11 protein-coding genes are annotated in these 12,094 nt (G+C 69.4%); 5 read left to right on the top strand and 6 right to left on the bottom strand.

Annotated features, from left to right (window positions below):
- Positions 1–6: 6 nt before the first annotated feature.
- Genes AX769_RS16015 through AX769_RS16000 form a run of 4 tightly spaced genes read left to right on the top strand, consistent with a single transcriptional unit; the run spans position 7 to position 3,195 of the window.
- Positions 7–576, top strand: coding sequence for a MarR family winged helix-turn-helix transcriptional regulator (locus tag AX769_RS16015; protein WP_239451821.1), 570 nt, complete (start codon positions 7–9; stop codon positions 574–576).
- The gene (locus AX769_RS16010; RefSeq protein WP_066281332.1) at positions 573–1,760 is read left to right on the top strand and encodes an alcohol dehydrogenase catalytic domain-containing protein; all 1,188 of its coding nucleotides are present in this window, start codon (positions 573–575) and stop codon (positions 1,758–1,760) included. Before AX769_RS16015 ends, AX769_RS16010 begins: the two co-directional genes overlap by 4 nt.
- Positions 1,757–2,758, top strand: a complete 1,002-nt coding sequence (locus AX769_RS16005) for an SDR family oxidoreductase (protein ID WP_066281330.1) — start codon at positions 1,757–1,759, stop codon at positions 2,756–2,758. Before AX769_RS16010 ends, AX769_RS16005 begins: the two co-directional genes overlap by 4 nt.
- Positions 2,755–3,195, top strand: a complete 441-nt coding sequence (locus tag AX769_RS16000) for an SRPBCC family protein (RefSeq protein WP_066281327.1) — start codon at positions 2,755–2,757, stop codon at positions 3,193–3,195. Before AX769_RS16005 ends, AX769_RS16000 begins: the two co-directional genes overlap by 4 nt.
- Positions 3,196–3,315: 120 nt before the next feature.
- Here AX769_RS16000 and AX769_RS15995 read toward each other — a convergent pair whose 3' ends face one another.
- Positions 3,316–3,768 (bottom strand): hypothetical protein, encoded by a 453-nt coding sequence (locus AX769_RS15995; protein WP_066281324.1) that lies wholly within the window; start codon positions 3,766–3,768, stop codon positions 3,316–3,318.
- Between the two features lie 305 nt (positions 3,769–4,073).
- On the opposite strand from AX769_RS15995, the gene AX769_RS15990 reads away from it, so the two are divergent.
- The gene (locus tag AX769_RS15990) at positions 4,074–4,475 is read left to right on the top strand and encodes an ATP-dependent DNA ligase (protein WP_239451820.1); all 402 of its coding nucleotides are present in this window, start codon (positions 4,074–4,076) and stop codon (positions 4,473–4,475) included.
- A gap of 19 nt (positions 4,476–4,494) precedes the next feature.
- Here AX769_RS15990 and AX769_RS15985 read toward each other — a convergent pair whose 3' ends face one another.
- The 5 genes from AX769_RS15985 to AX769_RS15965 form a co-directional block, all read right to left on the bottom strand.
- Entirely contained in the window at positions 4,495–6,969 is a 2,475-nt protein-coding gene (locus AX769_RS15985; RefSeq protein ID WP_066281321.1) for a phosphoketolase, read from the bottom strand.
- A 35-nt stretch (positions 6,970–7,004) separates the two neighbouring features.
- Positions 7,005–7,910, bottom strand: a complete 906-nt coding sequence (locus AX769_RS15980; protein ID WP_066281319.1) for an SDR family oxidoreductase — start codon at positions 7,908–7,910, stop codon at positions 7,005–7,007.
- Positions 7,911–8,151: 241 nt separating this feature from the next.
- Positions 8,152–8,610, bottom strand: coding sequence for a VOC family protein (locus tag AX769_RS15975; protein WP_066281315.1), 459 nt, complete (start codon positions 8,608–8,610; stop codon positions 8,152–8,154).
- A 105-nt stretch (positions 8,611–8,715) separates the two neighbouring features.
- Positions 8,716–10,089 (bottom strand): NtaA/DmoA family FMN-dependent monooxygenase, encoded by a 1,374-nt coding sequence (locus AX769_RS15970; RefSeq protein ID WP_157887671.1) that lies wholly within the window; start codon positions 10,087–10,089, stop codon positions 8,716–8,718.
- A gap of 532 nt (positions 10,090–10,621) precedes the next feature.
- Entirely contained in the window at positions 10,622–12,043 is a 1,422-nt protein-coding gene (locus AX769_RS15965; RefSeq protein WP_066281312.1) for an FAD-binding oxidoreductase, read from the bottom strand.
- Positions 12,044–12,094 lie beyond the last annotated feature (51 nt).

Here is a 12,094-nt window from a genome sequence, read left to right as displayed (position 1 = left end):
TGTCGGGTGCCTGACGAAGCGATCGACCCGCACGCCCCGCACGCCCCGCAGGCTCCGGCTGCCGTGGGCGGCCACGGCGGCGACGCCCTCGACACCGTCGGCGCGTGGGCGAAGAAGTACCACCTGGCCTCGCGCAGCGTCATCGAGGCGAGTCTTCGCGACTACGGTCTCGGCCCGACGCAGTACTACGTGCTCTACCAGCTGTCCCACGCGGGGCCCACGATCCAGCGCGACCTCGGCGTCATGCTGAGCGTCGAGCGGGCCACCTTGAGCGGCATCGTGGCCACGCTCGTGCGCAAGGGCCTCGTCATCCAGGAGGCCGACGTCTCCGACCAGCGCCAACGCGTCCTTCGTCTCACCGACGCCGGCCGGGCCCTCTGGGCCGAGTTGCCCGACCCCGTCGCGATCCTGAAAGACGTGGCGTACTCCGGCATCTCCGAGGCCGACCTCGCGGTGGCCCGGCAGGTGTTGCAGGATGCCACGGCGAAGTTGACCGACTACGTCACGCGACTCTCGGCCGAGCGCCAGCCGATCCTGTACCCCGCTCGCGCGCCGCAGCGTAGACGTGACGAATGAAGGCTCTCACCTACCAGTCCGTCGAGCACGTCAGCGTCGAGGACGTGCCGAACCCGATCATCGTCGAGCCGACCGACGCGATCATCCGCGTCACCTCCGCCGCGATCTGCGGCAGCGACCTGCACCTCTACGACGTCTTCGGCCCGTACCTCGACAAGGGCGACGTCCTCGGCCACGAGACCATGGGTGTCGTCACCGAGGTCGGCCCCGAGGTGCACGACATCCGGGTCGGCGACCGCGTCGTCGTGCCGTTCGTGATCGCCTGCGGCGACTGCTTCATGTGCGATCGCGGTCTCTTCTCGCAGTGCGAGACGACGCAGGTCACCGAGTACGACTCGGGCGCGACCCTCTACGGCTACACGAAGCTCTACGGGCAGATCCCCGGCGGCCAGGCCGAGTTCCTGGGCATCAAGCGTGCCGACGCCAACCTGATCACCGTCGGCTCGGAGCTGCCCGACGAGCGCTACCTGTTCCTCAGTGACATCCTCCCGACCGCGTGGCAGGGCGTCGAGTACGCCCAGGTGCCCGACGGTGGCACGCTCGTCGTGCTGGGACTCGGCCCGGTCGGCCAGTTCGCCTCGCGAATCGGTGTGCACAGGGGCTATCGCGTCATCGCCGTCGACCCCGTGTCGGAGCGTCGTGCGATGGCCGAGCGCCACGGAGTCGAGACGCTCGACCTGACCGACGACGTCTCCGACGTGATCGCCAAGCTGACCGACGGGCGCGGCCCCGACTCGGTCGTCGACGCCGTCGGCATGGAAGCGCACGACCACGGGGCGGTCGGCCTCTTCCAGAAGGCCGCCGCACGCCTCCCCGACAAGCTCGCTCAGCCGCTCATGCAGAAGGCCGGCATCGACAGCCTCTCGGCCATGCACCTCGCCTTCGACATCGTGCGCCGCGGCGGCACGGTCTCACTCAGTGGCGTCTACGGCGGCACCGCCGACCCGACGCCGTTCTTGAGCCTGTTCGACAAGCAGATCACCATTCGCATGGGCCAGTGCAACGTGCAGCACTGGATCGACACGCTGATGCCCCTCGTCGAAGACCCGGCCGACCCGCTGGGGACCGAGGATCTCGTCACGCACCCGGTGCCCCTCGACCGCGCACCCGAGATGTACGAGATCTTCAAGAAGAAGGAGGACGGCTGCATCAAGGTCGTCCTCAAGCCGGGAGCCGCCGCGTGAGCGCCCGTGTCGCAGTGGTGACCGGCGGCACCGCAGGCCTGGGCCGCGCCATCGTGCGCGAGCTCGCCGCGCGTGGCTGGGACGTCGCGATCCTGGCGCGCGGTGAAGACGGTCTGCAGGGGGCTGCGGCCGACGTGATGCGCGCCGGGCGCCGGGCTCTGCCGCTGTCGGTCGACGTGGCCGACAACGACGCCGTCGAAGCTGCCGCATCGGAGGTCGAAGAGAAGCTCGGCGAGATCGACCTCTGGGTCAACGACGCCATGGTCGGCATCTTCGGCGAGTTCTTGACGACCGACCCCGACGACTTCCAGCGCGCCACGCAGGTCACCTACTTCGGCTTCGTCAACGGCACGCGCGCCGCCCTGAAGCGAATGGTGCCGCGCGACCGCGGCCACGTGATCCAGATCGGGTCGGCCCTGGCGCACCGCGGCATCCCGTTGCAGGCGGCCTACTGCGCGTCGAAGCACGCCATCACCGGGTTCACCGAGTCGGTGACCACCGAGCTCATCCACAACAAGAGCAACGTGAAGATCTCGCAGGTCGACATGCCCGCGATGAACACGATCCAGTTCAACTGGGTCAAGTCGCAGCTGCCGCACCACCCGCAACCCGTGCCGACGATCTTCCAGCCCGAGACCTGCGCCAGGGCTGTCGCCGACGTGGCCGACCACCCCCGCCGCCGCAGCTGGATCGGCGAGCCGACGGTCATGACGGTTCTCGGCAACCGCTTCGTCGCGCCGTTCCTCGACGTCTACCTCGCCAAGACCGGCTACTCGGGGCAGCAAGCCCCTGACAAGAAGCAGCCGATGCTGCCGACGAACCTCTACGAACCCGTCGCGGGCGACCAGGGCGCTCGAGGCATCTTCGACGACCAGGCCAAGGAGTCCAGCCCGCAGATCTGGTACACCCAGCATCGAGGTGTCTCGTACGCGGCCGCGGCCGGAGCAGCTGCCGCCGGGGTCGCCGCCCTCGTCACCGGGCTGCGTCGACGCTCATGACGGTCCGCCACCGGTACATCGCGGCCTCGCCCGAGGCCGTCTTCGCGGTGCTGGCCGACGGCTGGCTCTTCCCCAGCTGGGTCGTCGGGGCCTCCAGGATCCGCGCGGTCGACGACGTCTGGCCGGCCGTCGGCTCGAAGATCCACCACTCGTTCGGCGTGTGGCCGGTCGTCGTCAACGACACGACCTCGGTCATCGCGTGGAGCGCACCCTTGCATGCGGAGTTCGAGCCGCGCGGCTGGCCTCTCGGCGAGGCCCGCGTGACGATCGACGTGAAGCCGCGGGGCGCCGGCTGCGTCGTGCGAATGGAGGAGCACGCGACCTCCGGCCCTGGCGTCCTGGTGCCCGAGCCTCTCATGGCCGCCGCCATCAAGCTTCGCAACCGCGAGGCGCTGCAGCGGCTGGCCTGGCTCGCCGAGGGCGGCGCCGCCCGCTGACCTGTCGGCCCCCGCTGGCCGGCCGCGCCCTGCACGACTCCGACGACCGGCGCAGACTCTAGCCCGCGGACTAGAGCCTGCACCGGTCGTCGGAGCGTAGGCATGCAGCCCGGCACGGCATCAGCGGCCGGAGGCGAGCCACTGTCGCAGGATCTGCGCCGCCTCGGCCCGACGGCGATCCTGGGCGGGCGAACTGTTGCCGCCGAGGAAGGCGCTGACGCTGCTCTGGCGGCTGATGCCCTTAGCATCGTTCCAGTCGAGGAAGGGAAATCGGTCGACCGACGTGATCGACGAGCGCTCGAGCGTCCGCGAGAAGAAGAGGCCGCGCAGGTGCAACCGGTCTCCGTCGATCACTGCGGAGTTCCGACCGAATCGGACGGACCAGACCACGCCGATCGCCACGAACACGAGGCCCAGGATCCAGAGGTTCGGGTCGAGCACGATGAGCACGATTCCGATCACGCCGGTGAGCCCGCCGCTGGCCGCCGCCGCGATTCTCCAGGCCACGGGCTGAGCCAGAACGGTGGTCGCGGTGGGGGTGCGGTGAGCCGGGGCTGTCGCGTCGTCGGACATGCACCCCATGATGCTCGCCGACCCGGATCCACGCCCAGCGAGCGCAGTGACCCGCATTCGGGGGCCACTATCTGACGGATGTATAACAGTTGGCCGACCCTATGTCCAGGACTGGCTACTCGTGGTCGGTTTTGTCACAGTTGACATGCTCGAGCCTCGGATCAGGGGTTCGAGATCTGCGCGGGCCGGCTGCATCCCCCTCCACCCCGAGTGCGGCCCGCGCAGATGCCCCTGTTCTTTTTGTCCCCTGTTTGGCGGACCCCGTGAGGTGTAGTTTCGAGCACACACGCCGACGGAGGCCGCTCATGGGATTTCTGGTGTACAACGGCGAACGGCTCGATCTGGCGATCGAAGACCGCACTCTGGCTCACCTCCAGATCGTCATCATCAACAAGCTCCGCAAGGGCGAGAGCTTCGCCTTCTCGTGGAAGGACTCGGCCGAATCGGGTGACGGTCGGTCGACGATCTGGCTGGCGCCGACGAGTTCGCTGCATTTCAAGTTCGCGGGCAGCCGTGCCCCTGAGATCAACGCGGCGTGGCTGCAAGGCCTCTATGCCACGGCAGAGTCGGGCAAGGGCCTGATCATCGTGGACGAACCCGAAAACACGGGCCAGACCGCGCTGCCCGAAGACGCGGTCGTGCCGATCGGGGTGTCGCAGCGCCCGCCGGCGGTCGCCCGCCGCGCGGCTCGCCCCGCCGGCGGCTAGCGCCGGGCCGACGGGGCCGTCAGGCGGGTCGCCCGAACTCCCACCCGGTGATGTCGGGGTGGTCTTCGCCGCGCGTGTACGCCCACTCGCGGGCGGCGGCGCGCCGCGCCTCGAAGTCGGCTGCGGCATCGGGATGCGACGACGACAGCCCCGGCACGTACTTCAGCACGTCGAGCACCAGCTTGTACCGGTCGATGTCGTTGAGCATCGCCATGTCGAAGGGCGTCGTAGTGGTGCCCTTCTCCTGGAATCCGCGCACGTGCAGGTTGTCGTGATTGTGGCGTCGGTAGGTCAGCTGGTGCACGAGGGCCGGGTAGCCGTGGAAGTCGAAGACGACGGGCCTGTCGTTCGTGAACAGCTCGTCGAACTGGTCGTCGGTGAAGCCGTTGGGGTGCTCGCGCTGATCCTGCAGTTTCATCAGGTCGACGACGTTGACCACGCGCACCTTCACCTCGGGGAACTCCCGCCGGATGATGTCGGCGGCCGCTACCGTCTCGAGAGTCGGCACGTCGCCGGCGCAGGCGAGCACGATGTCGGGCTCGTCGTCGACGCGGTCGGCCGCGCCCGAGGTGCCGGCCCACTCCCACACGCTGGCCCCTCGGCGAACGTGCTCCTCGGCCTCGTCCATGGTGAGCCACGCCGGCTGATCCTGCTTGCCCGCGACGATCACCTGCACGGTGTCGACGTCGCGCAGGGCCTTGTCCATCACGGCGAGGAGGGTGTTGGCGTCGGGCGCGAGCGAGATGCGCACGAGGTGGGCCTGCTTGTTGACGACCACGTCCAAGAAGCCGGGATCCTGGTGGCTGAAGCCGTTGTGATCCTGCCGCCACACGTGGCTCGAGAGCAGGTACACGAACGATGAGATCGGCCGACGCCACTCGATGTCGCGGGTGGCCTCGAGCCACTTCGCGTGCTGGTTGAACATCGAGTCGACGATGTGCACGAACGCCTCGTACGTGTTCAGGAGGCCGTGGCGCCCGGTCAGCAGGTAGCCCTCGAGCATGCCCTGCAGCAGGTGCTCGCTGAGCACCTCGGTCACGCGGCCCGTGTGCGCCAGGTTGAGGTCGCTCTCGAGGATGTGCGCCGCCCACGAGCGGTTCGTCACGTCGAAGACGGCGTCGAGCTTGTTCGACACGGTTTCGTCGGGGCCGAACAGCCGGAACGTCGACGGGTTGTCGCGGATGATGTCGGCCAGCCACGAGCCTGCGCCGTGCGTGGCGGAGGCAGTGACCGTCCGGGATCCTGCCGTGTCGATGCCGTGGGCCCGGAAGTCGGAGAGCCGCAGGTCGGTGCGGATGCGGCCGCCGTTGGCGAACGGGGTTGCGCTCATGCGGGCGTCACCGTGGGGCTTGAGGGAGGCCAGGGCGTCGGTGGGGATGCCGTCGTCGCCGAAGAGCGCGGACGGGTCGTACGACTGCATCCATTCGACCAGCTGCTTGAGGTGCTCGGGGTTCTCGCGCACGTTCGGCAGCGGCACCTGGTGGGCGCGCCAGGTGTTCTCGACCGGCTCGCCGTCGACGAACTTAGGGCCGGTCCAGCCCTTCGGGGTGCGCAGGATGATCATCGGCCAGGCCGGGCGGGCGGCGTCGTGGGGCCCGTCCGACTGCCCGGAGGCCGTCATGTCGCTGCCCGTGGCATCGGAGGTTCCGTCGGCAGCGGCTGCCCGGGCCGCAGCCTGTGCCGCGTCGATCTTCTCCAGAGACTCGTCGATCGCCGCGGCCATCCGCTCGTGCACCCGCATCGGGTCTTCGCCGTCGTACCCGCCGGCCACCACGATCGGGTCGTAGCCGTAGCCACGGAACAACTGCAGCAGCTCGCCCTCGTCGATGCGCGCCAGAATCGTCGGGTTCGCGATCTTGTAGCCGTTGAGGTTCAGGATCGGGAGGACTGCACCGTCGTGCGCCGCATCGATCAGCTTGTTCGCGTGCCAGCTGGCGGCCAGGGGCCCGGTCTCGGCCTCGCCGTCGCCCACGACGCAGACAGCGATGAGGTCGGGGTTGTCGAGCACCGCCCCGTACGCGTGCGAGAGCGAGTAGCCGAGCTCGCCGCCCTCGTTGATCGACCCGGGCACGTTCGGGGCGTCGTGCGACGGGATCCCCCCGGGGAACGAGAACTGCTTGAACAGACGCTGCATGCCCGACCTGTCGCGCGAGACATCCGGCACCAGCTCGGAGTATGTGCCGTCGAGCCACGCGTTCGCGACCATTGCGGGGCCGCCGTGGCCGGGCCCGCAGACGTAGATCATCTCGCGCTGGTCGCGCACGATCACACGATTCAGGTGCGCGTAGACCAGATTCAGAGCGGGGGAGGTGCCCCAGTGGCCCAGCAGCCTCGGCTTGATCTGCGCAGGCGTCAGCTCGTTCTGCAGCAGCGGGTCGTCCATCAGATAGATCTGACCCACGGTGAGGTAGTTGGCGGCGCGCCACCAGGTGTCAACGGCGGTGAGGTCGGTGGCGGCTGTCTTCTCGCTGGTCGTGCTCGTCTTGTCGGTCACCTCTGCCAGTGTGGCCCCGACCGGTCGGCGCGAGGTCAGGGTGTCACCATGCCGCCGTTCACGTTGAGCGTGTCGCCGGCCACGAAGCTCGACTCGGCGCTCGTCAAGAACACGTACGCCGGCGCCAGCTCGGCCGGCTGACCGGCGCGGCCCATGGGCGACTCGCTCGAGCCGAACTCCGGCAGGGTGTCAGGATCGACCCCGCCCGTCACCTGCAGCACCGACCAGGTCGGCCCCGGGGCGACGACGTTCACGCGGATCCCCTTCGAGATCAGCTGCTGCGCCAGCCCCTTCGAGAAGTTGTTGATCGCGCCCTTCGTCGTCGCGTAGTCGAGCCGGTCGGGGGCCGGCACGTAAGCCTCGAGCGACGCGGTGTTCACGATGGTCGAGCCTGGCTCCAGGTGCGGCAGCGCCGCCTTGATGATCCAGAACGGTGCGTAGACGTTGGTCTTGAAGGTCTGATCGAACTGCTCGTCGGTGATGTCCTCGATGCTCTTCTGCCAGACCTGCTTGCCGGCCACGTTCACGATGGCATCGAGGCCGCCCATGCCGTCGACGGCCCTCTGCACGAGGTCGCGGCAGTGGGCGGGGTCGGTGAGGTCGCCTGGGACGGTGACCGCTTTCGATCCTGCCGCCTCGATCTGCTCGACGACGTGCAGGGCGTCGCTCTCCTCTTCGGGGAGATACGACAGCGTCACGTCGGCGCCCTCGCGAGCGAACGCGATCGCGACGGCCGCCCCGATGCCGGAGTCGGCGCCGGTGATGAGCGCCTTGCGGCCGGTGAGGCGCCCCGTGCCGCGGTAGGTGCTCTCGCCGAGGTCGGGTACCGGCGTCATCTCGCTCTGAATGCCCGGCTCGGGCTGCTGCTGCACCGGCGGCCGGATCGTCGGGTAGCGGGTGGTCGGGTCGCCGAAGGTGTATTGGTCTCGCTGGTCGCTCATGCCCGCACGCTACGCAGTGGCGCCGCCCTGCTCCCTCGGCTGTACCCCGCCCCGCCTCTCCTGCCCTCGGCCGCGAGATGGCCCGTCCGACCTGCGCGGCGGCTCGACGCCGTCCGAAGGGCCATCTCGCGGATAAGGGGGGCGCATCCCGAGGCCGCGAGATCGCCTTTCGGCGCACGGAGGCCGGCGGGTCGGCCAGATTGTGATCGCGCGCGCCGCAGCGCCCGGCGGGGCGGCAGGGTCAGCGTGGCTCGATCCCGCCGGGCCGCGGGGCGGCGAGCTCGAGGTTGATGTCGTCGGGGTCCTGTACCGACAGGATCACGAGACCGAACGGGGGCAGGTCGGTCACGTCGCCGTGCTCGACCCCGGCCTCGTCGAGGCGCGCAGCCGCGGCGTGGAGGTCGTCGACGCTCGACGCCCGGAACGCCAGGTGATCGAGCCCCACTCGGTTCGGGTCGAACCGGTCACCGGCCGGGGCCACGGGCCGCAGCCCCATCGTCTGGCCCTGGAAGGTGAACGAGCAGCCGCCGTAGGTGCGCCACGGGTCGTCGTGGACGGTGGGGTCGTCGATCTGGTCGCTGAAGTCGCTGCCGGGGCCCTGACCGAACAGCTGCGTGTAGAACGCCTTGCTGCGGCGGATGTCGGTCACGGTCAGTCGCACGTGCGAGAAGCCCTGGGGGCTGAAGATGGCGTCGGTCACCCGGCTATCCAACGCCCGATGTCGGCTGAACGTCGAGGTTCGGCGGCGACGGCGGGCCTAGGCCCACCGTCACGCGCGGAACCCGACGTTTAGCGGCCACCAGCGTCAGCGGCCGGCGCGCAGCCCGTACCCCGGGTGCGACGACCGCAGGTGCGGCCCGCCGTCGCCGGCGGGGAAGAGCCGCTCGCGCAGAGTCGTCACCGGCGCGTCGGGCACCGCGGCCGGAGCCATGAGGCCGCGCCGCCGCAGCTCGGGCACGACCAGCTCGAAGAACGAGGCGGAGTCGCCGGTCGGCCCGGGCTGCACGAGCAGGCCGTCGGCGCCGGTGTGCTTCATCAGCGACTCCACCTGGTCGACGGCCTCGGTCGGCGTGCCGAGGAAGGGGCGGCCCATGACGCCGTTGACCCGGAACTCCTCGAGGATCTCGGCCACGGTCGGCGCCGCCGTCTCGCCGTCGCCGGTGAAGCGCTCGATGTTGGTGCGGCCCTGCTCGCTCTCGGTCGTCGCGAGCGGCTTGGCCGGGTCCATCGCCAGCAGGTCGAGACCGGTGAAGAAGGCGTACTGCACGCCGGCGTCGTCGGTGGTGACGAAGGCGGTGATCTGCTCGCGGAGGTCGAGGGCATCCTGCGTCGTCGGCCCCACGATGAACGTGCCGGCGACCAGGAACTTGATGGCGTCGGGTTCGCGCCCCGCGGCAGCTGCCCGAGCGCGGATGTCGGCGATCTGGTCGCGCACCGCGTCGGGCTCGGCGGCGAGGAAGACGGCCTCCGCGAAGCGGGCGGCGAGATCGCGGCCCTTGCTCGACGCCCCGGCCTGGAAGAGCAGGGGGGTGCGCTGCGGCGAGGGCGGCGTCGTGAAGACGCCGTCGGAGGTGTAGAACGGCCCGCGGTAATGGATCTCGTGCACCTTCGAAGCGTCGGCATAGACGCCGGTGGCCCGGTCGACCAGGAGCGCGTCGTCCTCCCACGACCCCTCCCAGAGCGTCATCGTGAGGTTCAGATAGTCCTCGGCGGCGGCGTACCGGTCGTCGTGGGCGCGCATCTCTTCGCCGAAGAGGCGGGCGGAGGCGTTCTGGCCGGCGCCGGTGACGACGTTCCAGCCGATCCTGCCGCCCGTCAAGTGGTCGAGGGTGGCCATGCGCCGCGCGAGAGCCGGGGGCCGCTCGACGCTCGTCGACATCGTGACCACCAGGCCGAGGCGCTCGGTGACGGCTGCAAGGGCCGGCATCAGCACGGACGGGTCGGCCCGGGGGAAGAGCAGGGCGTGCTCGATCGCGGTCGGCGAGACGGCGCCGTCGATGAGCGGGTAGCCGAAGTCGTCTGCGATGAATAGGAAGTCGACGCCCGCCTCCTCCGACCGGCGCGCGAGCGTCGCCCAGTAGTCGAGGGTGAGGAAGCCGGGCGTCGTGTTGTCGGGCAGGCGCCACGACCCCGACACGCCCATCGTCTGGAACATTCCGATCGTCAGCGGTGTCGGCATCGGGTCTCCTCGCGTCATCTGAACCGAACGGTTCACGACGTCACTCTGCCCTACGCGTGTGTCGCCCGTGTTACGGAGTGCGGGGCTCTGGCGGCTCGCTCTTCCCCCAGCGAAGCGCTTTCCGTTTCAGGCCCCTCAACTCCGTAGTCGAGCGCGTGTTCTTGTCGCTCAACTTCGTAGTCGAGCGCGTGGTCTTGCCGCTCAACTTCGTAGTTGAGCGCGTGGTCTTGCTGCTCAACTTCGTAGTTGAGCGCGTGGTCTTGCTGCTCAACTTCGTAGTTGAGCGCGTGGTCTTGTCGCTCAACTTCGTAGTTGAGGGGCCTCAGAGCAAAATTGTTTCTCGTGAGGGGCGAGGGGCTACGAGTCGAAATTCACACCCAAGACGAAGCCCAAGCCGACGCCCAAGCCCAAGCCGAAGCCCGAGCCGAAGCCCAAGCCGACGGCGTCGAGCGAGCGCAGCAGGGGTTTGGCGGCTCAACTCCGTAGTTGAGGGGCCTCAGAGCAAAAGCGTTTCTCGTGGGGGGCGAGGGGGCTACGAGTCGAAGCCCAGGCCGACGGCGTCGAGCGAGCGCAGCAGCAGGTTGCGGCGGCCGCGGTCGTGGTCGGCGCGGTCCAGGGCCCACCGCGTGGCCTGCACGCCGAGGAAGGCGGCGGGCTCGGGCGGGAAGGGCAGCGGGCGCTTCCGCACCATCGACAGCGTCGTGCGCTCGGTCGAGAGCCCGGCCAGCCGGTCGAGCATCACCTCGGCGGCGAAGTGCGTCGATGCGACGCCGAGCCCGGTGAATCCGGCGGCGCTGGCGACGCGCCCGCCGTGCGTCAGCCCGAAGAAGGCGCAGAACTGCGTCGACGTGTCGATCGCCCCCGCCCACCGGTTGCTGAACCGCACCCCGTCGAGCTGCGGGAAGGTCGTGAAGAAGTGCGACGCCAGCGTGCGGAAGGTCGCCTCGCGCTGCTCGTACGACGGCTTCACCCGCCGCCCGAAGTGGTAGACGGCGTCGTAGCCGCCCCACAGGATCCTGTTGTCGGATGTCAGCCGGTAGTAGTGGAACTGGTTCGCCAGGTCGCCGACGCCCTGCCGATTGTCCCACCCGATCGACGAGAGCTGCGCGGAAGTCAGCGGCTCGGTCATCAACACGTAGTCGTACACCGGCACGGTCATGAGGCGGTCGCGCTTGAGCAGAGAGGGGAAGACGTTCGTGGCCAACGCGACGGATTTGGCTCGGACGGTGGCACGCGCCGACGCGACGCTCACGCGCGAACCTCCTGCCCCACCACTGAGGCCCGTGGCCGCCGTGTGCTCGAAGATCTCGACTCCCAGATCCGACGCCGCCCGCGCGAGCTCCTTGGCGAGACGCGCCGGGTGCACCAACGCCGACGTCCCCTTGTTCCACGAAGCCGCGAGGTACGTCGAGCTGTTCACCTGCGCGCGCACCGCGGTCTCGTCCAGGAACTCTCCGTCACCCTCCTTCAGCCACTCGATCTGGTGCTCTTCGACCGCGACGTCGAGCGAGCCGTTGCGCTCGAACTGGCAGTCGAGCCCGAGGTCGGCCACGGCCTTCTCGATGGCGTCGAGGTTCTCGAGCCCCAGCCGCTCGAGCGTCGGCATCTCCTTCGGCCAGCGCGCCTCGCCGTTGCCCTCACCGTGGGTCAGGCTCGCCTCGCAGAAGCCGCCGTTGCGCCCGGACGCGGCCCAGCCGACCGTCTGGCTCTCGAGCAGGACGACCCGGGCGGACGGGTCGCGCTGCTTGGCGAGCGCGGCCGTCCACAGGCCGCAATACCCGCCGCCGACGACGCAGAGGTCGGCGTCGAGGTCGGCCGTGAGGTGCGGGTAGCGGGTCTCGTCGCCGACGTCTTCGAGCCAGTGGACCGACTGCCGCGACCCGGCCAGTGCGTGCTGGACCAGACTCGGGTCGGCGGGGCGTCTTTCGAAGACGGTGGGAAGCTGCGGGGCCACGGGGATCCTCTCGAAGGTGTCTGCTGAAAACGTAGCCGAAATGCCATGGGA

The sequence above is a fragment of the Frondihabitans sp. PAMC 28766 genome, assembly GCF_001577365.1.
Lineage (GTDB): Bacteria > Actinomycetota > Actinomycetes > Actinomycetales > Microbacteriaceae > Frondihabitans.
Note: the sequence above shows the minus strand (reverse complement) of the source record. Positions and strands in the feature narration are given on the sequence as shown.